General features: G+C 45.7%; 19 protein-coding genes. 6 read left to right on the top strand and 13 right to left on the bottom strand.

The genetic code is table 11. The features are described 5' to 3' along the window. Window positions 1-81: 81 nt before the first annotated feature. Window positions 82-4005: a phosphoribosylformylglycinamidine synthase gene (gene purL / locus VA249_RS03080; RefSeq protein WP_221068874.1), complete on the bottom strand. Its 3924-nt coding sequence runs from the start codon at window positions 4003-4005 to the stop codon at window positions 82-84. 323 nt (window positions 4006-4328) lie between these two features. Between purL and mltF the strand changes: the two genes are divergently transcribed. Then, entirely contained in the window at window positions 4329-5909 is a 1581-nt protein-coding gene (gene mltF, locus VA249_RS03075) for a membrane-bound lytic murein transglycosylase MltF (protein ID WP_221068872.1), read from the top strand. Between the two features lie 287 nt (window positions 5910-6196). Then, window positions 6197-6331 (top strand): hypothetical protein, encoded by a 135-nt coding sequence (locus tag VA249_RS24215; RefSeq protein ID WP_128811490.1) that lies wholly within the window; start codon window positions 6197-6199, stop codon window positions 6329-6331. A gap of 80 nt (window positions 6332-6411) precedes the next feature. Here VA249_RS24215 and tadA read toward each other — a convergent pair whose 3' ends face one another. The 6 genes from tadA to VA249_RS03045 all read right to left on the bottom strand — a co-directional run bounded on the left by tadA (window position 6412) and on the right by VA249_RS03045 (window position 11798). Next, entirely contained in the window at window positions 6412-6963 is a 552-nt protein-coding gene (tadA, locus tag VA249_RS03070) for a tRNA adenosine(34) deaminase TadA (protein ID WP_221068870.1), read from the bottom strand. Window positions 6964-7143: 180 nt separating this feature from the next. After that, window positions 7144-8703, bottom strand: coding sequence for an AbgT family transporter (locus VA249_RS03065; RefSeq protein ID WP_221068868.1), 1560 nt, complete (start codon window positions 8701-8703; stop codon window positions 7144-7146). 302 nt (window positions 8704-9005) lie between these two features. Continuing rightward, window positions 9006-9416: a type IV pilus modification PilV family protein gene (locus VA249_RS03060; protein ID WP_128811492.1), complete on the bottom strand. Its 411-nt coding sequence runs from the start codon at window positions 9414-9416 to the stop codon at window positions 9006-9008. Continuing rightward, entirely contained in the window at window positions 9406-10647 is a 1242-nt protein-coding gene (locus VA249_RS03055) for a hypothetical protein (RefSeq protein ID WP_221068866.1), read from the bottom strand. The genes VA249_RS03060 and VA249_RS03055 overlap by 11 nt, the downstream gene beginning before the upstream one ends. Next, the gene (locus VA249_RS03050) at window positions 10644-11273 is read right to left on the bottom strand and encodes a PilW family protein (RefSeq protein ID WP_221068856.1); all 630 of its coding nucleotides are present in this window, start codon (window positions 11271-11273) and stop codon (window positions 10644-10646) included. The genes VA249_RS03055 and VA249_RS03050 overlap by 4 nt, the downstream gene beginning before the upstream one ends. A 9-nt stretch (window positions 11274-11282) precedes the next feature. Beyond that, window positions 11283-11798, bottom strand: coding sequence for a GspH/FimT family pseudopilin (locus tag VA249_RS03045; protein ID WP_221068854.1), 516 nt, complete (start codon window positions 11796-11798; stop codon window positions 11283-11285). Between the two features lie 104 nt (window positions 11799-11902). Here VA249_RS03045 and VA249_RS03040 point away from each other — a divergent pair, with 104 nt between their 5' ends. Further along, window positions 11903-12340, top strand: a complete 438-nt coding sequence (locus VA249_RS03040; protein ID WP_221068851.1) for a type IV pilin protein — start codon at window positions 11903-11905, stop codon at window positions 12338-12340. A gap of 110 nt (window positions 12341-12450) precedes the next feature. Here VA249_RS03040 and dnaJ read toward each other — a convergent pair whose 3' ends face one another. The 4 genes from dnaJ to grpE all read right to left on the bottom strand — a co-directional run bounded on the left by dnaJ (window position 12451) and on the right by grpE (window position 18252). After that, window positions 12451-13596: a molecular chaperone DnaJ gene (dnaJ, locus tag VA249_RS03035; protein WP_128811496.1), complete on the bottom strand. Its 1146-nt coding sequence runs from the start codon at window positions 13594-13596 to the stop codon at window positions 12451-12453. 201 nt (window positions 13597-13797) lie between these two features. Further along, on the bottom strand, window positions 13798-15711 hold the full coding sequence (gene dnaK / locus VA249_RS03030; protein ID WP_221068850.1) for a molecular chaperone DnaK: 1914 nt from the start codon (window positions 15709-15711) through the stop codon (window positions 13798-13800). 236 nt (window positions 15712-15947) lie between these two features. After that, complete coding sequence (locus tag VA249_RS03025) at window positions 15948-17222, bottom strand: dicarboxylate/amino acid:cation symporter (RefSeq protein ID WP_221068847.1); 1275 nt, start codon at window positions 17220-17222, stop codon at window positions 15948-15950. 433 nt (window positions 17223-17655) lie between these two features. Continuing rightward, window positions 17656-18252 (bottom strand): nucleotide exchange factor GrpE, encoded by a 597-nt coding sequence (gene grpE / locus VA249_RS03020; protein WP_128811499.1) that lies wholly within the window; start codon window positions 18250-18252, stop codon window positions 17656-17658. Window positions 18253-18397: 145 nt separating this feature from the next. Between grpE and nadK the strand changes: the two genes are divergently transcribed. From nadK to bamE, 3 genes are all read left to right on the top strand, one after another. Next, entirely contained in the window at window positions 18398-19282 is an 885-nt protein-coding gene (nadK, locus tag VA249_RS03015) for an NAD(+) kinase (RefSeq protein WP_221068845.1), read from the top strand. A gap of 366 nt (window positions 19283-19648) precedes the next feature. Next, a complete protein-coding gene (gene recN, locus VA249_RS03010) occupies window positions 19649-21313 on the top strand; it encodes a DNA repair protein RecN (protein WP_221068843.1) in 1665 nt (554 codons plus the stop codon). 270 nt (window positions 21314-21583) lie between these two features. Further along, window positions 21584-21943 carry an outer membrane protein assembly factor BamE gene (gene bamE, locus VA249_RS03005; RefSeq protein ID WP_128811502.1) on the top strand — a complete coding sequence of 120 codons (360 nt, stop codon included), beginning with the start codon at window positions 21584-21586 and terminating at the stop codon, window positions 21941-21943. 63 nt (window positions 21944-22006) lie between these two features. On the opposite strand, the gene VA249_RS03000 is transcribed toward bamE, so the two are convergent. Then, window positions 22007-22360: an RnfH family protein gene (locus tag VA249_RS03000; protein WP_128811503.1), complete on the bottom strand. Its 354-nt coding sequence runs from the start codon at window positions 22358-22360 to the stop codon at window positions 22007-22009. Continuing rightward, window positions 22350-22793 (bottom strand): SRPBCC family protein, encoded by a 444-nt coding sequence (locus tag VA249_RS02995; RefSeq protein WP_221068842.1) that lies wholly within the window; start codon window positions 22791-22793, stop codon window positions 22350-22352. Before VA249_RS02995 ends, VA249_RS03000 begins: the two co-directional genes overlap by 11 nt. Between the last annotated feature and the right edge of the window lie 45 nt (window positions 22794-22838).

Genomic DNA, 22838 nt, shown 5'->3' with positions numbered 1-22838 from the left:
CTATCTGAGAATTTTTCATTGTGAAAAACAAAAGCGCAGACCTTTTGATCTGCGCTTTTCATTTTACAAAGATAAACAGTATTAACCGATGTTCTTACGTGCGTTCTGGAACATGCGCATCCAAGCACCGTTCTCGCCCCAACCTTCTGGAGACCATGAGTTCGCGACTGTACGGAATACACGCTCTGGGTGCGGCATCATAATAGTTACACGACCATCTTGAGTCGTTAGACCTGTGATTGCGTTTGGCGAACCGTTCGGGTTGTTCGGGTATTGCTGCGTTGGGTTACCGTGGTTGTCCACGTAACGAACGGCAACCGTACCTGATGCTTCAATCGCAGCTAGGTGGTCAGCATCGCGCACTTCTACGCGACCTTCCCCGTGAGACACTGCAATCGGCATACGAGAACCAGCCATGCCGTCGAAGAATACAGAGTCAGACTTCTGCACTTCAACTAGGCTGAAACGGGCTTCGAAACGCTCAGATTCGTTACGAACAAAGCGTGGCCATAGGTCTGCACCTGGGATTAGCTCTTTCAAGTTCGATAGCATCTGACAGCCGTTACACACACCTAGAGAGAACGTATCTTCACGCTTAAAGAAGCCCTCGAACTGGTTGCGAGCTTGTTCATTGAACAGGATAGACTTAGCCCAACCTTCACCAGCGCCTAGAACGTCACCGTAAGAGAAGCCACCACACGCCACTAGGCCTTGGAACTCTTCCAGTACAGCTTGACCCGTTAGGATGTCGCTCATGTGAATATCCGTTGCTTCAAAGCCAGCACGGTCAAAGGCTGCAGCCATCTCTACATGAGAGTTAACGCCCTGCTCACGTAGGATTGCCATCTTAGGCTTAGCGCCAGTATTTACCATAGAACCCGCGATGTACGGTGCTGCAATGTCTTCATTTACATCGAAGCTTAGCTTAACGTTTAGGCCAGGGTCTGAGTTGTCTTTCTTCGCTTTGTGCTCTTGGTCAGCACATGCTGGGTTATCACGTAGACCTTGCATCTTGTGCGTTGTCTCCGCCCAGATAGTACGTAGTTCAGTACGGTTGCGTTCTAGAACGACTGTGTCACCAGAAGTAATCACTAACTCATCAGATGCTGCCCCATCACCAACCACAGAGCCGATAACGTGTGAACACGCTTCTAGGCCATTTGCTGCTAGCGTTGAAAGTACAGCGTCTAGGTCATCGTTCTTAACCTGAAGTACTGCACCTAGCTCTTCGTTAAATAGTGCTGCTAGAGTATCTTCGCCAAGGTCAGCAATGTCAGCTTTCACACCACAGTGACCCGCGAATGCCATCTCAGCAAGAGTAACGAATAGACCGCCATCACCTTTATCGTGGTAAGCCACTACTTGGTCATTCGCTACTAGAGTTTGAACGCCTTCGTAGAAACCTTTTAGCTGTGCTGCGTTGTCTACGTCTGCTGGCTTATCACCAAGCTGCTTGTAAACCTGTGCTAGTGCTGTTGCACCTAGACGGTTTTGACCGTTACCTAAGTCGATAAGAACTAGCGAGGTATCACCTTTGTCAGTGCGAAGCTGAGGTGTGATTGTCTTACGAACATCTTCAACACGAGCAAACGCAGTGATAATTAGAGATAGCGGAGAAGTTACTTCTTTCTGCTCGCCATTCTCTTCCCACTTAGTCTTCATCGACATTGAGTCTTTACCCACGGGGATAGTCAGACCAAGTGCTGGACATAGCTCTTCACCCACCGCTTTCACTGCTTCGTAAAGACCTGCATCTTCACCCGGGTGGCCTGCTGGAGACATCCAGTTTGCAGACAGTTTAATGTGTTTGATATCACCGATGTTTGTCGCAGCGATGTTGGTGATTGCTTCACCAACCGCTAGGCGAGCTGAAGCACCGAAGTCTAGTAGAGCAACAGGAGTACGCTCACCCATCGACATTGCTTCACCGTGGTAAGTGTCGTAGCTTGCAGCTGTTACTGCGCAGTTAGCTACAGGAACCTGCCACGGGCCGACCATTTGGTCACGCGCAACAAGACCAGTCACCGTGCGGTCACCGATAGTAATTAGGAATGTTTTTTCTGCAACCGTTGGAAGACGTAGAACGCGATCCACGGCTTCGTTTAGCTCGATACCGTCACGGTTAACCGCTGGGTTGTTGGCTTTAAGCGTTTTCGCATCACGGTGCATCTTAGGCGTCTTACCAAGAAGCACATCCATTGGCATGTCGATTGGCGTGTTGTCGAAGTGTGAATCTTCAAGTTTCAGCTCACGCTCTTCAGTTGCGATACCTACTACCGCGTATGGTGCACGTTCACGCTTACAGATCGCGTCGAATACTTCCATATTCTCTGGCGCAACTGCCATTACGTAACGCTCTTGAGATTCGTTACACCAGATCTCAAGCGGGCTCATGCCTGGTTCGTCGTTTGGTACATCACGCAGTTGGAAAATACCACCACGTTCGCCATCGTCTACAAGCTCTGGAAGTGCGTTAGAGATACCACCTGCGCCCACATCGTGGATAAATGCGATTGGGTTCTGCTCGCCAAGCTGCCAACAACGGTCGATCACTTCCTGACAGCGACGCTCCATCTCTGGGTTTTCACGCTGTACAGAAGCAAAATCTAGGTCTTCTGCTGATTGGCCAGATGCCATTGAAGAAGCCGCACCACCGCCAAGGCCGATGTTCATTGCAGGACCACCAAGAACGATTAGACTTGCGCCGACTGGGATCTCTTTCTTCTGAACGTGCTCATCACGGATGTTACCCATACCACCAGCAATCATGATTGGCTTGTGGTAACCACGAACCTCTTCACCTGCGTGAGAATTAACTTTCTCTTCGTAAGTACGGAAGTAACCAAGTAGGTTTGGACGACCAAATTCGTTGTTGAACGCCGCGCCACCTAGTGGGCCTTCTAGCATGATGTCTAGGGCGTTAACGATACGACCCGGCTTACCGAAATCTGTTTCCCATGGCTGTTCAAAACCAGGAATACGTAGGTTAGACGTTGTGAAACCAACTAGACCCGCTTTTGGCTTACCACCGATACCAGTCGCGCCTTCGTCACGGATTTCACCACCAGAACCTGTAGAAGCGCCCGGCCAAGGAGAGATAGCCGTTGGGTGGTTGTGCGTTTCCACCTTCATTAGGATGTGCGCTTTCTCTTGGTTGTAACCGTACTGGCGAGTTTCTGGGTTCGGGAAGAAGCGACCAACATCCGAACCTACCATTACCGCTGCGTTATCTTTGTAGGCAGACAGTACGTTTTCAGGCGTGGTTTCGAATGTGTTTTTGATCATCTTGAACAGAGACTTCTCTTGCTTCACGCCGTCGATAGTCCAATCTGCATTAAAGATCTTGTGACGACAGTGCTCTGAGTTCGCTTGTGCAAACATCATCAGTTCAATGTCAGTCGGGTTACGTTCTAGTTTATTTACGAATGCATCGTAAAGGTATTCGATCTCATCATCTGCAAGTGCAAGACCTAGGGTAACGTTTGCGTTTTCAAGCGCAGTACGACCGCCGTTTAATAGATCTACGTCTGCCACAGGTGCTGGCTCTGCCGCTTGGAATAACGCATTTGCCGCATCGAAATCAGTAAACGTCACTTCCATCATACGATCATGGATAAGCGCTTTTACGTCTGCAATTTGTGCGTCGTTAAGAGGTGTCGATGTTTCTACGTAGTATGCCGTGCCGCGCTCAAGACGTTTTACTTTGTCTAGACCGCAATTGATGGCGATATCAGTAGATTTAGAAGACCAAGGCGAAATGGTGCCCGGACGAGGAGTAACAAGAAGTAAAAGACCTTCTGGCTCATGCTCTTCGATCGTTGGACCGTAAGTCAGCAATTTTTCCAGTTTTTCCAACTCTTGATCATCAAGGTCAGACTTTAGATCTGCAAAGTGCATGAACTCTGCGTAAATGCCAGTGACAGGCAGATCTTGTTCACGACAAAGTTCCAGTAGTTTATTAACACGAAACTCAGAAAGAGCTGGGGAGCCACGCAAAATTCTCATGTGCTTAGGTCTCTTGTTGCAAGTGATTAAGGTGATATTGGAATAAATTCAGTGGGTTATACTGTTTTCTTCGAAGCTATTCCCGAAGGTTTTTCAAACCTATGCCGATTCCACCTCTTCGTTGCGAGCGCATTATATAGCAATTGTTTTTGTGATGTAACATCAAAAGCAACCGTTTGCGTCATTTTTTTCGTCAAATTTGATTTACGACTTAAATGTCGATAAATCACACAATGTCGCACTCTATCTGCTTGATTCACTTTGCCCCATCGGCACGCTTTGATATAAAGGCAACTAGAAATTTATTGAGACGTACCCAATTAATGCAAATAAGTCAGTTCAATAGACTCAAGCGCAGCGCCTTACTTTTCGCGACTGTGCTTTTACTTTCTGCCTGTCAGATTGAGTCAGAACCTAAAAGTGAATTCGAGCAAATCCAAGAACGTGGGGTTCTACGTGTTGGCACGCTAAATAACCAACTCTCTTATTACATTGGTCCAGATGGCCCGGCAGGTCTAGATTATGAACTGGCGCGTAAATTTGCCGAACAACTGGGCGTAAAGCTGGAGATTAAACCGGCTTTTCGCCAAGCAGAACTGTTCCCAGCCCTTAAAAAAGGTGACATCGACATCATTGCTACGGGCTTGACTCAAACTTCTCAAGCCGTACAACGTTTTCGTCCAGCTCCTGCCTATTACTATGTAAGCCAACAAGTGGTTTATAAGAAAGGCCAACTTCGTCCACGCGATCTCAAGCAGCTCATTGGCTACCAAAAAGCAAAAGACAAAAATGCCGAAGAAGGAGAGTTGAGTGCGGGAGCCGAAACGCTACAGATCGTCGAACAGTCACAATTTGTTCCTACGTTAACGGATTTACAAAAAGAGCACCCAGAGCTTCAATTTGAGATTGTTGGAAACGCCGACACTCGCGATCTCCTAAGACAGGTATCTACTGGAGAGTTACGCTTTACCGTCACCGACTCTGTTGAGCTCTCATTGGCACAACGCTTATATCCAGACTTAACCTTGGCATTCGAGCTAACCGAAGATCAACCAGTATCATGGTTTACCCGCCGATCGGAAGATGAAAGCTTATACGCAATGCTGATAGAGTTTTTTGGCAACATCAAACAGTCCGGTGAATTAGCGACATTAGAAGAAAAATACATCGGCCATATCGAAGCATTCGACTATGTGGATACTCGCGCCTTTATCCGAGCCTTAGACAACACACTGCCGAAATGGGCACCATTGTTCCAAAAATACAGTGAAGAATTCGATTGGCGATTGATTGCAGCACTGGCTTATCAAGAATCTCACTGGAAACCAAAAGCGAAATCACCAACAGGGGTACGCGGCATGATGATGTTAACCCTACCAACGGCGAAGAGCGTGGGTGTGACTGACCGTCTAGATCCAGAACAATCGGTTCGTGGTGGTGTGGAGTATCTACGTCGTATCGTTGCCCGTGTTCCGGATTCTATCAACGATCATGAAAAAATTTGGTTTGCTCTTGCATCTTACAACGTTGGCTACGGCCACATGATGGATGCGCGTCGCCTCACCAAAGCACAAGGCGGTGATCCTGATGCTTGGTCCGATGTAAAAGAACGACTACCCCTACTACGCCAGAAGCGCTTTTATAGCCAAACACGTTATGGTTATGCGCGTGGTGATGAGGCCCGTAACTACGTAGAAAATATTCGTCGTTATTACCAATCTATCATTGGACACGTGAGTCAGAAACCTGCGGTTGAAGAAGACACCAGTGAGCTTCAAGTCATCCCGCCATTAGACCCGAATATCTTGGTTTCTGGCGCCGTTGAAACGTTGACAGACCAAATTTCTGGAGCAGTAGAAAGCATACCGGGAACCGAGCAACAAACGCCAACAACGGTGGAATAAACCTTTCGAAAATAGCGAGCGAATGGCTCGCTATTTTTTTATTGAGTCAACAGAAAAAGTTAACTAGAATCGCGTCTTTCGGACTTGTTTCTAACTCCCAACACTTCGCTTTCTAGCCAAAGTCAAAGAAACAGAAACAATGGGTCCTTTGTGTCACCTCTCCTCGATCTGATGTCACCATCATCCATAAGTATGCATCTCAAGAATGCCAACTATTGATAATGTATCAGGCGCTTACTCGTATAAGTGTCGGAGAGCGTGTTCGTTGTCTGCAAGAGGTTCTGGTTATGAGAAAACGCAGAGTGCAGTCAAAACGTTTGAATAAGACAGTGGCTGCTAACCGCCGTAAGCGCACGCTTACCGGCATTAAAAAGAAAGTCAGTGCACGTAACCGTGTTTTTGTTCACCTAGTGAACCACTGATAACTTGAAGCAAACATCTACTGCAAAGTAGGTGTTTGCTAAAAAACAATCCCTGTATTGTCCAAGAATAAACGCACGACCTACTCGCCTTTATCTTCTTCTTTTTCTTTTACTCCTTGCCCCTCTTCCAATGCTTTCTGCGCTTGTTTCTGAGCTTTTATTTCTTTACGACGACGCTTAAAAAACGCCTGTAACTGAGTGCGACACTCCGCTTCTAGTAGACCCCTTTCTACGGTTGCGTAATGATACGCTGCTTGGCTTTCAAACAAGTTTAATACCGTTCCTGCGGCACCAGCTTTTAAGTCGGGAGCACCGTACACGACACGTTTTACTCGGCTATGAAGTAACGCGCCTGCGCACATTGGACATGGCTCTAACGTTACGTACAACGTGGTATCCAGTAAGCGGTAATTTTGTAGCGCTTCCCCTGCTTTACGTAAGGTTTGAATTTCTGCATGAGCGGTCGCATCATGGGCGCAAATAGAGCGATTCCAGCCCTCTGCAATGATCTCTCCATCCTTAACTAAAACAGCCCCAACAGGAACTTCACCCTCCGCTTCAGCTTGCTCAGCAAGCTCCATCGCTCGGCGCATAAACAATTCGTCTTGAGAGGAAAAAGAAAGGTCAGACAAAGGAACTCCAGAGAAAATAACGATTCATCAAACAAGAATAGTATCACTAACTTTTGCATCGCTACAGAAGAAGCCATCGCCATTTTTAGAAAGATGAAAACAAAAAAGCGCAGGCCTCTCGACCTGCGCTTTTCAATTTTTGGATAGTCTTTTCTATCTTTGGATAGTAATCGACTGTAATTACATCGTGTAAGTGTAAGGTGCTTGGATACCTAGAGGAATGCCTAGCATCCAGTAAACCACTAGGAATAGAGACCAACCGATCAGCATAGCAATCGAGAATGGCATCATTAGTGATGCTAGCGTACCGATACCTGTCGACTTCACGTAACGTTGACAGTAAACCACCACTAGAGGGAAGAATACCATCAGAGGTGAAATGATGTTCGATACAGAATCACCTACACGGTAAGCCGCTTGAGATAGCTCTGGAGAGATACCAACAGCCATTAGCATTGGCACAAGGATTGGACCGATCAGTGCCCATTTCGCAGATGCAGAACCGATTAGAAGGTTTACAGAAGCCGTTAGAAGAATCATACCGATGATCGTTGCTTCACCTGGTAGGTTCATCGCTTTCAGGCCTTCCGCACCGTATAGCGCCAGCATCGTACCAATGTTTGATTGAGCAAACGCAGATAGGAACTGTGCACAGAAGAACGACATTACGATGTACGCGCCCATTGTAGACATCGTGTCTGCCATCGCTTTGATGATGTCGTTACTTGTCTTGAACGTGCCAGAAACTCGACCGTAAACGTAGCCTGGAATGATGAACAAAATGAAGATCAGTGGAACGATAGACTTCATGATTGGCGCAGAGAACGCAGTAATTTCACCTTCAGGCGAACGAAGCGCTGAGTTTTCTGGGATAAGCGCAACAACAAGAAGTGCGATACCTGCCATCATAGCCCAACCAGCGTAACGGAACGCTTTAGACTCAAGCTCAGTGAAAGTACCTAGATCTGGTGCTTTCTCTGCGTCTTCGTCAATTGGTGTATTCGCTAGACGAGGTTCGATGATTTTTTCTGTTACGTACCAACCGATAGCCACAATGATTACTGAAGATAGACCAGTAAAGAAGATGTTTGCTAGTGGGTTAACAATGTACTCAGGGTCTAGAACCTGTGCCGCTGTTTGTGTAAAGCCAGCAAGTAGCGGGTCAATACCTGAAGGGATGAAGTTTGCAGAGAAACCACCTGATACACCTGCGAACGCTGCCGCGATACCCGCTAGAGGGTGACGACCTGCTGCGTGGAAGATGATACCACCAAGAGGAATAACCAGAACGTAGCCCGCGTCCGCCGCAGTGTGCGATACGATTGCTACAAGAATTAGCATTGGAGTAAGAAGTTTTGCTGGCGTGAAGTTCAGCATCTTCTTAAGACCAGTCGTGATGAAGCCAGATGAATCAGCAACACCAACACCTAGCATCGCAACAAGTACGATACCTAGAGGAGCAAAGCCTGTGAACGTTGTCACCATGTTAGCAAGGAAACTTGCTAGTGCTTCGCCTGTTAAAAGGTTAGTAATGGTTAGAGCTTCGCCAGTTCGAGGGTTTAGAAGGTCGAAAGAAACATTCGACAAAAGTGCAGACGCAGCCCAAGTAATGATTAGTGCCCAGAAGAACAAAATCGCAGGATCAGGAATTTTATTACCTGCTCGCTCGATAAAGTTCAGAAAACGGTCCATACCGCTCGGCTTCGGTGATGGCGATTTATTAACAGCTTGGTTACTCATGGTAACTCCATATGAATGATGTTGGTGCCATGGCCTATTTGAATAATTATAACGGCCTATTTTCAACCAAGCATTTTATTCAATAGTCATAAAGAAAGCACAAGGTTCTGCGATTTTTTCCATAATTGGAGACATATTTTGCAAAAACACCATACCAATGAAACAAAAAAAACACAGTAGCACATCATTCGCACTAACAGTAAAAAAACAGTTTATTAACTAGCACCTTTTCTTATAGATTTTACGAATATTTCCGACAAATAAACATCAGTGAATACACCACCAATCGGCTAAGCTTCACCCTACTCATCGAACTCGCTATATCGCGTGATTTTTGTCTCCAGTTGTATGGATTTTGTCCGGCCCATCCGATCTTGCCAACTGGACGTAATCACGATCGTCTTGAGTGAAGCAGAAACCGTTGGGGCTGAAACATTCCATCGCACACGATACGCTCCAACAGTATTAGATCCTGTCGCAATCGAATCAAAATGAACAATTGGGATCGTAGAAAGCGCACCAGACGCACCGCGAGTATGGAACCGTTCCAGTTGATTTTCTGCTACTCGCAATGCATTAATGCTATTTATGGCATAATCCGCTTCTCGCTCCATATACGCCTGCCATTTAATAAGGCCTAACGCCCCGACACCAATGAGCAGAAACGTCATCAGCACTTCAATCAAACTAATGCCTTGCTGTTTAGAGGTCACGCCACGACCCCCTTAACCAATCGATACGCTCATGATCATTGGGGACTGCCGCAGAATCAAACGTCAAATCCATCGACGATGAAAAAACACTTAACCCGCCCTCAGTATCAAAAATGTACCCACCGAGCGTTCTAAATGAGCCCGAAGCAAAAAAAGTCAGTCTTGCTTTTTCTGCGGCAGAAAGTGGGCCTAAATTGGATGTATTCGACACCTCAGGCGTCCACTTCGCGGTCATATTGCCCACCGCCGACGTGTATAAGTGATAGATGGTGCCGGGAAACGTATCTGCCCCTGCGACAGACAAAAGGCCATTTTCAATCACTAGCAATTTAGGCTGCGCATTAAAAGCAACGCCCAAGCCCGCTTCTAAATCACAATCACCTTCAACCCACACTTTGTCACTATAAGTAAAAGCTCGCTCGACCTTATCTGCGCACGATAAATGCCCGTCGCCACTGCTGGATACCGTCCCAGAAACCACTTCAAATCCGCGTTTTATTTCGGTTAATTGGCTGCGTGGCGCACCAAAGACGGCTTCAAATGGATCAAACTCTGAGTCGTAAACAACATCATGCTCAAATACTTTGCCATCGCCAATATAGTTAGGATCATGACTTGATAGTGCAACACGATAGTCATTAGGTGCCCTCGTATCATCACAATATTCTGCGCCTAGAGGACAAAGACCATATTTTTGAGTATTGGTCATAGCATCGCTTGCACAACGATGCCCGGTGGGATTTAACGTAACAAAACCACCTCGCAATATCAGCGAACGTTGAAAACGGATAGAAACACACACATTAGGGGCGATAAATTCAGGCACAACTTGGTATGAGCCAATCAACATCAAATCTGAACGAGCTTGAATAGCACCAATAGGACGCCCTATCACTCTCATGTGTTTTTTTAGTGCCACTCGGCCATTCACATTCGATGTCACTTCAAAATGAGAGGCATTGGTAAGCGACCGAGTTGCAGCTACTTGGCTCGGCTCACAACGAGAATAATCTTGTGCCGTTGGTAGGTATGACGTATTGGCTTTATTAATGGCAAGCGCACACTCTAAACCGCCTTCTGCTAGCCAATATTCCTGCCGAGACTCAATCTCGTTATTTGATCTTTTTATTTGATAAAAAAGCGGTTTATAACTCGCCATCGATATCATTAATGCCCCAACTAACAACACACTAGCTACCAATAACACCACTGCCCCTTGCTGCGTTTTCACTCCTGCCAGTTCCTTTGTTTTACAATAAAAAACTGCTCAGTATTGATGCTCAATGCGCCGATTAAATAGGTACCTAAGGCGACTTCCACCACTGCACTTTTGGCATGCTCACTTGCAACCGTTTCTTCGCTCAGTTCAAACTTACTGACACCAATCACTTTATTATCAAACAATCTGTTGCAAGACCGTGTTGCCGCCATATTGGTCACTTCGAGCGTACTCATGACTGAAGGTTGTTTCTTTTCACATATAAACAGCGCATTAGGTGAGTCTTCCCTTTGCTCATACACCACATTTTTATAAATCGTAGAAGCGCCGGACGCACTAATAAGATAGGCGTAAGCAACCAATCCAAAGTCAGGGCCGCTCAAGGTAAATACCGTATTTTCTGCTCCCGAGATTTTTATTGAACGGCCACCACCTCCATCAAACCCCGCGCGCTGGATGTCGTTTTTCATCATTTGCAAAACACTGGCTGTATTTTGCAATAACAACAACTCTTGCGTGCGCTCCAACGTCAACTTTTGACCACTGATGTACAGAGAACCGACGGCGCCAAGTGCAATCACACCAAGACTAGAGGCTAAAAGAAATTCAATAAGACTTGTGCCTTCTTGCTTAATCATCTTGCACCTTTATGAACACGTTGAATAACCATAATGCTCTTTGTGCCGATCATCACTGCATATTCGAACACGGGCAGACAATGTATGCGAAACCAACTTAAGTGCCTTCGATGATTCTCCACTAGGATGAAAACGGATGTTGCCAGAAGATGGACGGCCATGTATCCCATCAAAGCTGATCTGGTCAGAGGCGTAGCTTGCCGTCAGTGAAATTCCTTGAAATGGCTGACCAGAAAAAGCGTGTATTACCGTCCCAATACCGGGTGCTGAGCGATTGGTGAGTTCTATTCGCCAATTTCCATCACTCGAATCACTTTCAGCAATAATGATATGCGCCCATAGTCGCTGACGACGCAAGACCGCCTCCGACTTACTTTGGATAACAAAGCCATGAAGCCCATCCGCAAGGCGCTGCATTTTGTTGGCTTCAAATATCCGATGAAAAGAGGGCACCGCATAAACCAACAAAATACTCAGCACAGCAACGGTGCTCATCAGTTCCAATAACGTAAACCCGCGACGCATTTCCCAAATTCCTATGCAATTGGCTTTTCAACCACGATTTCATCTTGATTCGATGCTACCACCTGCCAAAAATAGGTCGAAAAGTGAAAAGGAAGTTACTCGTCATGATTCGAAGTTCTTGTTGTAATCGCTACAACAGACCATTATTAGGAATGACATTGCTCGAATTACTTATTGTCGTTGTGATCATTGGGTTACTCGCCACGATCGCCTACCCGTCCTACACCCGACATGCCATAAGTTCACACCGAACCGTCGCATTAAGCGACATCAGTCGGATTCAATTGGCACTCGAACGAGCTTACACCGGCAGTTATCACTGGCGTGGGATTGTTTCAGGTGGGCATTGTTTGATTTGCGATTCAGACTCTGATCGTTTTACCTTTTCTATCGTAAGTTCAGCAACGCTGGCCTACACCATAGAAGCAACGGCAAAAGCCGACTTGGGACAAGATAAAGACCCATGCTTCCCATCAGGGGTAAAGAAAATCACCCTAACGTCAACCAATGTGGAATCACCAAGCGCATGTTGGAATAGGTAACCTCAAGCTGAGATAGAAAGGAAAAACGAATAGAAAAGGAAATGACAAATAAAGAAAAACAAAAACCTGCACAAGGCAGGTTTTTTTAATACGTTCGACTGACTGAGCAATTAGCTGGTTAGGTCATCGAAGAACTTCTTCACACCGTTGAAGAACCCTTCCGATTTTGGTTTGTGTTTTGTTGCTGCATCACCACCGCAAGACTCTTCAAACTCACGTAGCAGTTCTTTTTGACGAGAGCTTAGGTTGACTGGAGTTTCAACAACGAGCTTAACGATTAGGTCGCCCACACCGCCACCACGAACACCTTTCACACCTTTACCACGCATACGGAACATACGGCCAGTTTGCGTCTCTGTCGGTACTTTTAGGCTAACACGGCCATCCAGTGTTGGGACTTCAACTTCACCACCCAGCGCTGCCATTGCAAAACTTACTGGCACTTCACAGTACAGGTTGTTACCGTCACGTTCGAAGATATGGTGCTCTTTCACGTGAACTTGTACATACAAGTCACCTGCTGGTGCGCCCATTTCTCCAGCTTCACCTTCGCCAGATAGACGAATGCGATCGCCAGTATCAACACCTGCAGGGATCTTAACGTTAAGTGTCTTCGTTTTTTGCTTGCGACCTTGACCATGACATTCGTTACATGGATCTTTGATGATCTTGCCCTTACCGTGACAGGTAGGACAGGTCTGTTGTACTGCGAAGAAACCTTGACGCATCTGAACTTGGCCGTGACCATGACAAGTGCCACAAGTCTCAGCTGATGAGCCTTTCTTCGCACCGCTGCCATCACAGGTATCACAGTGAACCAGCGTTGGTACTTCGATTTCTTTCGATACGCCACGAACCGCTTCTTCTAACGACAGTTCCATGTTGTAACGCAAGTCTGAACCACGTTGTGCACGTTGCTGACCACCACCGCGACGACCGCCACCAAAGATATCACCGAAAACGTCACCAAAGATGTCGCCAAAATCAGCACTGCCACCACCAAAACCGCCGCCGAAGCCGCCACCGCCTTGTTCAAATGCTGCGTGACCGTACTGGTCGTACGCCGCTTTCTTTTGAGAGTCAGTGAGAATTTCGTACGCTTCTTTTACTTCTTTAAACTTGTCCGCAGCAGACTCATCACCTTGGTTACGGTCTGGGTGGAATTTCATCGCTAGACGCTTGTACGCCTTCTTGATATCGCGCTCAGAGGCATCACGACTTACGCCTAATACTTCGTAAAAATCACGTTTTGACATGTTCTTCGTCACCAATTAATTACTGCAAACGGCATTGATTCACCGCTTGGTGTTTGTATCATTCTAGGTAAGTGCACTCATTGCAAAATACTTAACTAGAAAGACAGCTTTGACAAACAGACGGGCGTAAGAGTCACCCCAAACGCCCGCGCACAAAAGTTTTTAGACACTAGGCGACTATAAATCGCCTAGTTAGAAATATTATTTCTTGTCGTCTTTAACTTCTTCGAATTCCGCATCAACTACGTCATCGTCTTTCGACTGTGCACCAGCGTCAGCACCTTGTGCTTGTTGCGCTTGAGCTTGTTGTTGAGCGATTTCCATTAGCTTTTGAGCTGCCGTCATTAGCGCTTGAACTTTAGCGTCGATCGCTTCTTTGTCATCGCCTTTACGTGCAGTTTCTAGCTCAGAGATAGCTGCTTCAATCTTCTCTTTCTCGTCTGCAGGTAGCGCTTCACCCGCTTCTTCTACTTGCTTACGAGTACCGTGAATCATTTGGTCAGCTTGGTTACGTGCAGCCGCTAGCTCTTCGAACTTTTTGTCCGCTTCTTTGTTCGCTTCTGCTTCTTGAACCATTTTCTCGATGTCTTCGTCGCTTAGACCGCCAGAAGCTTGGATAGTGATCTTCTGCTCTTTACCAGTCTGCTTGTCTTTCGCTGAAACGTGTAGGATACCATCCGCATCTAGGTCGAAAGTCACTTCGATTTGTGGCATACCACGTGGTGCAGCTTGGATACCTTCTAGGTTGAATTGACCTAGAGATTTGTTGAAAGACGCTTGCTTACGCTCACCTTGAAGAACGTGGATAGTTACCGCGCTCTGGTTGTCTTCTGCTGTAGAGAAAACTTGGTTCGCTTTCGTTGGGATAGTCGTGTTTTTCTCAACTAACTTAGTCATTACGCCGCCCATTGTCTCGATACCTAGAGACAGTGGAGTAACGTCTAGTAGAAGTACGTCTTTCACGTCACCCGCAAGAACACCACCTTGAACTGCAGCACCCATTGCTACTGCTTCATCAGGGTTTACGTCGCGGCGAGCTTCTTTACCAAAGAACTCAGCAACCTTCGCCTGAACCATAGGCATACGAGTCTGACCACCCACTAGGATTACGTCAGTGATGTCGTTTACAGATAGGTCAGCGTCAGCTAGAGCAACTTTTAGTGGCTCAAGAGAACGTTGTACTAGGTCTTCAACTAGAGATTCTAGTTTCGCACGCGTCACTTTCACGTTCATGTGCTTAGGACCCGTCGCGTCTGCAGTCACGTAAGGTAGGTTTACGTCAGTTTGAGAAGTAGAAGAAAGCTCGATTTTCGCTTTTTCTGCTGCTTCTTTAACACGTTGCATTGCTAGTGGATCGTTCTTAAGGTTGATGCCTTGCTCTTTTTGGAACTCGTCTACTAGGTAGTTGATTAGACGTGTATCAAAGTCTTCACCACCAAGGTGAGTGTCACCGTTAGTTGCTAGAACTTCGAATGTTTTCTCGCCTTCAACTTCATCGATTTCGATGATAGAGATATCGAATGTACCACCACCAAGGTCGTATACCGCGATAGTGCGGTCGCCGCCTTTCTTGTCTAGACCGTATGCTAGAGCAGCCGCTGTTGGTTCGTTGATGATACGTTTAACTTCTAGACCTGCGATACGGCCAGCGTCTTTTGTTGCTTGACGCTGTGCATCGTTAAAGTAAGCAGGAACGGTGATAACAGCACCAGTTACTTCCTCACCTAGGAAGTCTTCAGCCGTTTTCTTCATTTTTTTCAGGATTTCAGCTGAAACTTGAGGAGCCGCCATTTTTTGGCCTTGTGCTTCTACCCAAGCGTCACCATTGTCAGCCTTAACGATTTTGTAAGGCATGATTTCGATATCGCGCTGAACTTCTTCGTCTTCAAAACGACGACCAATAAGACGCTTAATTGCAAATAGCGTGTTCGTTGGGTTAGTTACTGCTTGGCGTTTTGCAGGTTGACCTACTAGCGTTTCACCGTCGGTGTATGCAACAACCGATGCAGTGGTGCGCTCACCCTCTGCGTTTTCAATTACACGTGGTTTGTCGCCGTCTAGTACAGCAACACATGAGTTAGTAGTACCTAAATCAATACCAATGATTTTACCCATCTGGCTATCTCCGAATAAATTCTATTTTCGTTTTGCTATATCCCCTATGTGGGGACGTAGAATTGGGATTCAACCCTTACTCACAAACAAAAATAATGTTGTTTGCTTCTCTTATGCCCAATAGATAAGGGCTGCAAATGGCTTTTCAAGGGAGAAAATAAAAAAAAATGCGATTTTTTCACTGAAATGAAAAAGCGAGGCACTTGACCTCGCTTTGAATGAGAATGAATTACAAATTATGCACTTGCTGGCGCTGGTTCCGGGCGAATCTCTTCCTCTTTACCAATCTCACCTTCCGATTTTGCAACGATGGTATTTACTGCGGTATCCCCCACTACGTTAGACGATGTACAGAACATATCGTTGATTCGATCAACCGCGGCGATGATCGCTAAGCCCTCTGGTGGTAACCCCAATTGGTGAAGCAAAACACCCACCATCACAATACCACCACCAGGAACACCACCAGCACCAATCGATAGAAGAAGAATCGTCACACCAAGAGTAAACACATCGGCGGTATTAATTGGCTGGCCAAACGCGTTAGCGACAAAGATGGTTGCCAATGCAATGTAAATAGAGACACCTGACATATTCATGGTCGCGCCAAGAGGAACACCAAAACCCGCAACCGACTTTGAGACGTTCAGCTTGTCCGTCAATGTACGCATCGTGACCGGAATCGTCGCATTTGAGCTGGCCGTCGAGAGTGAAAACAGCACTTGCTCACGAGTTGCACGCAAGAACGTCTTTGGTGACATGCCCGTGGCTACGCTAACCGCCATTGGATAGAAGAAGAAGATCCAAAACACTAGCATCGCGACCACAAGACCAACATAACCTGCGACGGACAACAGCGTATTCGCATCTAACGTCGCACCAAGTTGGATCATCAGCGCAAACACACCGTAAGGCGCTAAGCTCATCACAAGGCCTACCAGCTTCATCATGATTTCATTCGCCATCTTAAAAGTACGAATAGCCGGACCTCCACGAGAATCCAAAGCTTGAATAGCAAGACCGGTCAAAATCGCCATGAAGATGATTTGCAGCATATCACCATTTGCAAATGCCTGAATTGGATTGCTCGGGACAATATTCACCACCAATGAAAAGATATCTGGTGTTTCTGTTGTCGTCAGCTTCACCGTTTCTGAAATCGTTCCGGCTAAATGCGCATCTGCGCCAGGTTGAAATATAAGACCCACCGTCAGTGCTGCTGTGATTGCGATAATGGTATTAAAAATGTAGAGAGCAAAAGTTTTACCACCAAGGCGACCAAACGCTGTAATGTCTTTCAAATCAACAATACCGCACACGATAGACACATAAACCAAAGGCACAACGAGCAGTTTAATAAGAGAGACAAACATGCCTCCAGCCCCTTCTGCTGCGCCCAATAAGTAAGTATCAAAAATGGCAATGCCACCAAGCAAGTACTGAATCGCAGTACCGATCAGCAAACCAGCAAATAAGCCGATAAATATTTTTCCAGAAAGCGATTTATCCATCGTAAATCTCCCAAAATGTTGTGTTTACTATTTACGTTTTTGTAGTTACATCGACTGCTTTTCACAGCAGAGGTCGCAAATAATACACACTAAGGTTACAAAATAAAGGGAGTATTTACTTAATTGTTAATTAAAATAATCAAAAGTAAATCACTTAGAATGCGTTCATATTCAGAATTTAATTTTGAACCCGAGCCATAACAGTAACTTATAGAGAGAACACTCAATAGATAAGCAGGTGAGAGGAAACATTTCCCCGGTTTGGAAAAATAATCACCAATAAGAAATTTTTTGAAGAGGATCAAATTTCGATATTTTCGCCATATTCAGAGAGGTGAATATCGCTGTACGTTTTCAGATCATGTTTGAAATAAAAAACGCCCGCGGATAAACAGCGGGCGTTTAAAGTTAATTATATCAGTGGCTTACTTAATTATTTAGCAACCATAACCATTGCAGGGCGAATCACGCGGCCGTTTAGTTCGTAACCTTTTTGCATGACAAACATAACCGTGTTTGACTCGTGATCAGGGCTTTCTTGAATAGACATCGCTTGGTGGTATTCAGGGTTGAACGCTTCACCTTCAGGGTTGATCTCTTTCAAACCAAACTTAGCTACAACATCAACAAACGTCTTATGCGTTAGCTCAACACCTTCAAGAAGAGGTTTAACCGCTTCGCTCTCTGTGTCTGCTGCTTGGATAGCACGCTCTAGGTTATCAATTACAGGAAGAAGTTCTTCAGCGAATTTATTTAGAGCGAATTTACGTGCCTTATCGATTTCTTGTTCGGTACGACGACGCATGTTTTCTACTTCCGCTTTCGCACGGAGAACCGCATCTTGCTGATCTTTTACTTTTGCTTCGCTCGATAGAATCGCAGCTTCAAGTTGAGCAATCATTGCGTCTTTCTCATCGCCAATGTCTTCAAGTTCCGCTTGTGCATCTTGAGCTGCTGCTTCTACTTTCTCTGCTTCTTCGATGATTTGATCAAGCTCTTCTTCAGTAACTTTGTTTTGTTCGTTGCTCATGATATCTCCAGAATTCAACTTAATGTCCTTAAAGCTGCGCACGTTTTACGAGCTTTAACCACATAAAAATTCGCATATTTAGGTAACTTGCCATTATTATGGGGATGAAGATTCCTGATTCAAGCCTCTTTAATGCGGAAATGCTATGAAAAACCCATGTAACGTGATCGCAATTATCGGAAAACCCCGTGATCAGCAGGCTATTCAAACTCATAGAGAGCTTTATGAATGGCTGACCTCTGAGGGTTACCAAGTATTTATCGATGATCGCCTTGCCGCTATTTTAGACGATATCCCGCAAGGCCAATTTGCTAGCATGGTTGAACTAGGCAAAATTGCCGATCTCGCCATTGTTGTTGGGGGCGACGGCAACATGCTAGGTGCTGCTCGTATCTTATCACGTTTTGATGTCGCTGTTATTGGTGTAAACCGAGGCAACCTTGGGTTCTTAACCGACCTCAACCCCGACGATTTTAAAACGGCCCTAAAAGCAGTATTAGACGGCGAATACATTGAAGAAGAACGTTTCTTATTAGAGGCTGAAATTCATCGCCACGGGCAAATCAAAAGCCACAATGCAGCATTAAATGAAGCAGTTTTGCACCCAGGCCAAGTCGCTCACATGATTGAGTTTGAGGTCTATATCGACAACAGCTTCGCATTTTCACTTCGCGCAGATGGCCTGATCGTTTCAACACCTACGGGTTCAACGGCTTATTCATTATCTGGCGGCGGTCCAATCCTTTCGCCGAGCTTAAACGCCATTTCTCTTGTGCCAATGTTTCCGCATACGCTATCGAGCCGACCGCTCGTTGTGGATGGAAAGCGCCGTATTAAACTTGTGGTTTCTCCCGAGAATCGCGGCACACAAGAAGTCAGCTGTGATGGACAAGTCTCTTTGCCGGTCTCCCCTGGTGATGAAATCCACATCTACCAGAGCCCGAATGTGCTCAAACTGATCCATCCGAAAGACTACAGCTACTACCACGTACTCAGAAACAAGCTAGGTTGGTCGAGCAAACTGTTCTAGAGATCTAATGCTTTCATATCGTAACGCTTTCTCACATGCGTAGACATCGCAGTACTTAGACCCTATCGTACTTAGATCCGGGTACTACTTAGATCCGTACACTACTTAAATACGTGCACTGCTTAGATCTGTGCACTACTTAGATCTGTGCACTGCTTAGCCAGATTAACGCCGATGCCCTCACATCGGCTTGATTTCTCTCCCTGTTATCCCTTCTTTCCGCCCAATTTTGAAACCTAAAACCACCCAAGCTACTGGTTATATAGAGAAATTAATCACAAATTTCACCTGATTACTTTACTGTATAAAGAAACAGTATATACTGTTTTCTTATACAGTATTGTTCAGTTATACAGGTAAATAAAAATGCTGGCGCATCTAAGTGTTAATAATTTTGCGATTGTTAAGTCTTTACAGCTCGAGCTTTCAAAGGGCATGACCACCATTACAGGTGAAACCGGTGCAGGTAAATCCATTGCGATTGATGCCTTAGGTCTTTGTTTAGGGGGACGTGCCGACGCGGGCATGGTACGCCAAGGTGAAGAGAAAACCGAAGTCAGTGCCGCCTTTTTGCTGGACAACAACGTGCACGCCTCTCGCTGGCTAGAAGACAATGATCTTCTTGATGGCAGCGAATGCATTTTGCGACGTATCATCACAAAAGAAGGCCGTTCAAGAGCCTTTATTAATGGCAGCCCAGTTCCTCTTTCTCAACTCAAATCTCTTGGGCAGCTTTTGATCAACATTCATGGTCAGCACGCACATCATCAGTTAATGAAAAGCGACTACCAAATGGCGATGCTCGATCAATACGCAGGGCACCTAAATCTCCTTAAAAGCACTCGCAGTGCTTACCAGAATTGGCGTCAAGCGGACAATCATCTTAAGCAACTTAAAGAGAACAGCCAGCAGAATCAGGCACAAAAACAGTTGCTTGAATATCAAATCAAAGAACTGAATGAGTTATCGCTAGGTGAAGAAGAATTTGCAGAGCTCGAACAAGAGCACAAACGACTGTCCAACAGTGGTGAACTTGCCGCTACCTGCCAACAAGCCATCGAACTTATTTACGAAGGTGAAGAAGTCAATGCGCTTGGTATTTTGCAATCGGCCAATCACTCCCTAAATCAACTTGCTGAGTTAGACGAAAAACTGGCAGAGCTGCCAAACATGCTCGAAGAAGCCATGATTCATCTTGAAGAAACAAAAAACGAACTGCGCAGCTACCTAGATGGTATTGATGTTGATCCTGGTCGCATGGCTTATGTCGAAGAGCGTTTTTCTAAAGTGATGTCAATGGCACGCAAACACCATGTCATGCCAGATGAACTCTACCAGCACCATCAAGATCTGCTCGGACAAATTGAAGCGCTTGATTGTTCAGACGAAAAACTGGATGAGTTGGCTCAAGAAGTTGACCAAAAATATCAAAGCTTCCTCAGCCAAGCAGAAAAATTACATAAATCACGTAGCCGCTATGCCAAAGAGCTGAACAAGCTAATCACGCAAAGCATGCACGAGCTAAGCATGGAAAAAGCCGTGTTCAGCATTGAAGTGACTAATGAGAACACCCACCCATCACCACTGGGTATGGACAGCGTATGTTTCTTGGTTTCCACTAACCCTGGGCAGCCTCTTCAGCCAATTGCGAAAGTGGCATCGGGTGGTGAGCTATCGCGCATCTCGCTAGCGATCCAAGTGATCACCGCACAGAAAGTCGATACACCTAGCCTGATCTTCGATGAAGTAGACGTAGGTATCAGTGGCCCAACAGCCGCTGTCGTTGGAAAAATGCTGCGTAAACTGGGCGAATCAACGCAAGTCATGTGTGTCACACACTTACCGCAAGTCGCGGGCTGTGGTCATCAACAAATGTTTGTGGCCAAGCACACCAAAGGTGGTCAAACCGAAACTCAAATGCGCACGCTAGATGAAGAGCAACGTGTGGCAGAACTGGCTCGCCTACTGGGGGGAAGCCAAATCACAGACTCTACGCTAGCCAACGCCAAAGAGTTACTCATCGCCGCTTAGAGACTTTAAGATTCATTGGTGAGCCACAGCAAGAAGCAATGGCTCACCAAATATCACAAATCGGCTTGTACCGAGACAACCATCAATCAAAAAGTGCATTTCACACCACCTCGTCAAGTCCTGCCAATTATCACGCAATATCAACCAATAAATGCAACTCAACTCAAAATTCGTTGTCAGATATCCTACTATACGACGCATAGCTTTTTACATCTGCGTCGAGCTTGTTTATTATCAGCGCAGTATTTTAAAGGTTACTAAGAAATTATTATGCAATTAAAGAAGTGGTTAGTTGCCGTACCATTAGCAATGACATTGCTGACAGGATGTTCGGTATTAGAAAAACTGGTTTATCGCATTGATATCAACCAAGGCAACTACGTAGAGCAAAGTGCGGTAGATAAATTAAAGTTTGGGATGACTAAAGCACAGGTTCGCTTCGTTCTTGGCTCTCCTATGCTGATCGAAAATGGCTACCCAAATACTTGGTACTACATTTACCATCATACCCCGGGCCATGGTGACCCAATCCAAAGAGATCTTATCGTTCAGTTCAACGATCAAGGTACCTTAGCGGATATTACTGGTGATTACCCGAAAAGCGACGCGTTTTACGAGCAAATTCAGTAACTCATTTCATAAAAAAACCTCGCACAAGCGAGGTTTTTTTGTATCTCAAGATCCCATTTAGAATCAGTCACTTTTACGTAATGTATTTGGCTTTCCGCCTGTCACAGGATCGGCACTGCCCGCCGCTTTTGCTTGTTCAGCACGCTTACGACGAATCTCTTTTGGATCCGCCAGCAACGGACGATAAATCTCAATGCGGTCTTTATCTCGAACCGTCGCATCCAAACGAACATTACGGCTATACACACCAATTTTGTTTTTGTTTAAATCAATTTCAGGGTACAACTCTAGTACGCCCGATTGACGGATGATCTCTTCTGCCGTCGCTTGGTTGTTCACCACCAAGTTGAACACTCGTTGCTCATGAGGAAGCGCATACACCACCTCCACATGAATCATATCCGATTCAATACTCATAGCATTCGTACACCTGTTTTGCGCGCTTGGTAAACGCATTCACCATGTTACCGGTCAGCTCATTAAAAATCTTACCAAATGCCATTTCGATCATTTTGCTTGAGAACTCAAACTCCAGTTTCAGTTCCACTTTACATGCTTGCTCATCAAGCGCCGTAAACAGCCAACCACCTCGTAAGGTTTTAAAAGGCCCGTCAACCAAGTTCATCATAATTGCCTGACCCGGAATAAGCTCATTAGAGGTTGTGAACGTTTTGCTGATACCTGCTTTTGCAACATCAACAGAAGCCACCATAGCACTGTTCGAAGACTCAAGGATTCGTGAACCTGAACAACCAGGAAGAAACTCAGGATACTTAGAAACATCATTGACCAGATCGAACATCTGCTCTGCACTAAAAGACACCAAAGCAGAACGGCTAATTTGCTTCATACACTCTCCTCTCGATACGCATACGTGTTTAAGGCTTGCGCCAAT

This window comes from Vibrio alfacsensis (assembly GCF_019670485.1).
Taxonomy (GTDB): Bacteria; Pseudomonadota; Gammaproteobacteria; order Enterobacterales; family Vibrionaceae; genus Vibrio; species Vibrio alfacsensis.
The sequence above is the reverse complement of the archived record's forward strand: the minus strand, read 5'-3'. Positions and strand labels throughout refer to the sequence as shown.

Bases quoted from the DNA above. Each gene is read 5' to 3' on its own strand.
- dnaK (WP_221068850.1), bottom strand. From the start codon at position 15,711: ATGGGTAAAATCATTGGTATTGATTTAGGTACTACTAACTCATGTGTT.
- grpE (WP_128811499.1), bottom strand. From the start codon at position 18,252: ATGAGCAACGAACAAAACAAAGTTACTGAAGAAGAGCTTGATCAAATC.
- VA249_RS03065 (WP_221068868.1), bottom strand. From the start codon at position 8,703: ATGAGTAACCAAGCTGTTAATAAATCGCCATCACCGAAGCCGAGCGGT.
- bamE (WP_128811502.1), top strand. From the start codon at position 21,584: ATGCAATTAAAGAAGTGGTTAGTTGCCGTACCATTAGCAATGACATTG.
- purL (WP_221068874.1), bottom strand. From the start codon at position 4,005: ATGAGAATTTTGCGTGGCTCCCCAGCTCTTTCTGAGTTTCGTGTTAAT.
- VA249_RS02995 (WP_221068842.1), bottom strand. From the start codon at position 22,793: ATGAAGCAAATTAGCCGTTCTGCTTTGGTGTCTTTTAGTGCAGAGCAG.
- nadK (WP_221068845.1), top strand. From the start codon at position 18,398: ATGAAAAACCCATGTAACGTGATCGCAATTATCGGAAAACCCCGTGAT.
- mltF (WP_221068872.1), top strand. From the start codon at position 4,329: ATGCAAATAAGTCAGTTCAATAGACTCAAGCGCAGCGCCTTACTTTTC.
- VA249_RS03050 (WP_221068856.1), bottom strand. From the start codon at position 11,273: ATGATTAAGCAAGAAGGCACAAGTCTTATTGAATTTCTTTTAGCCTCT.
- dnaJ (WP_128811496.1), bottom strand. From the start codon at position 13,596: ATGTCAAAACGTGATTTTTACGAAGTATTAGGCGTAAGTCGTGATGCC.
- VA249_RS03045 (WP_221068854.1), bottom strand. From the start codon at position 11,798: ATGCGTCGCGGGTTTACGTTATTGGAACTGATGAGCACCGTTGCTGTG.
- VA249_RS03000 (WP_128811503.1), bottom strand. From the start codon at position 22,360: ATGAGTATTGAATCGGATATGATTCATGTGGAGGTGGTGTATGCGCTT.
- VA249_RS03025 (WP_221068847.1), bottom strand. From the start codon at position 17,222: ATGGATAAATCGCTTTCTGGAAAAATATTTATCGGCTTATTTGCTGGT.
- VA249_RS24215 (WP_128811490.1), top strand. From the start codon at position 6,197: ATGAGAAAACGCAGAGTGCAGTCAAAACGTTTGAATAAGACAGTGGCT.
- VA249_RS03040 (WP_221068851.1), top strand. From the start codon at position 11,903: ATGATTCGAAGTTCTTGTTGTAATCGCTACAACAGACCATTATTAGGA.
- recN (WP_221068843.1), top strand. From the start codon at position 19,649: ATGCTGGCGCATCTAAGTGTTAATAATTTTGCGATTGTTAAGTCTTTA.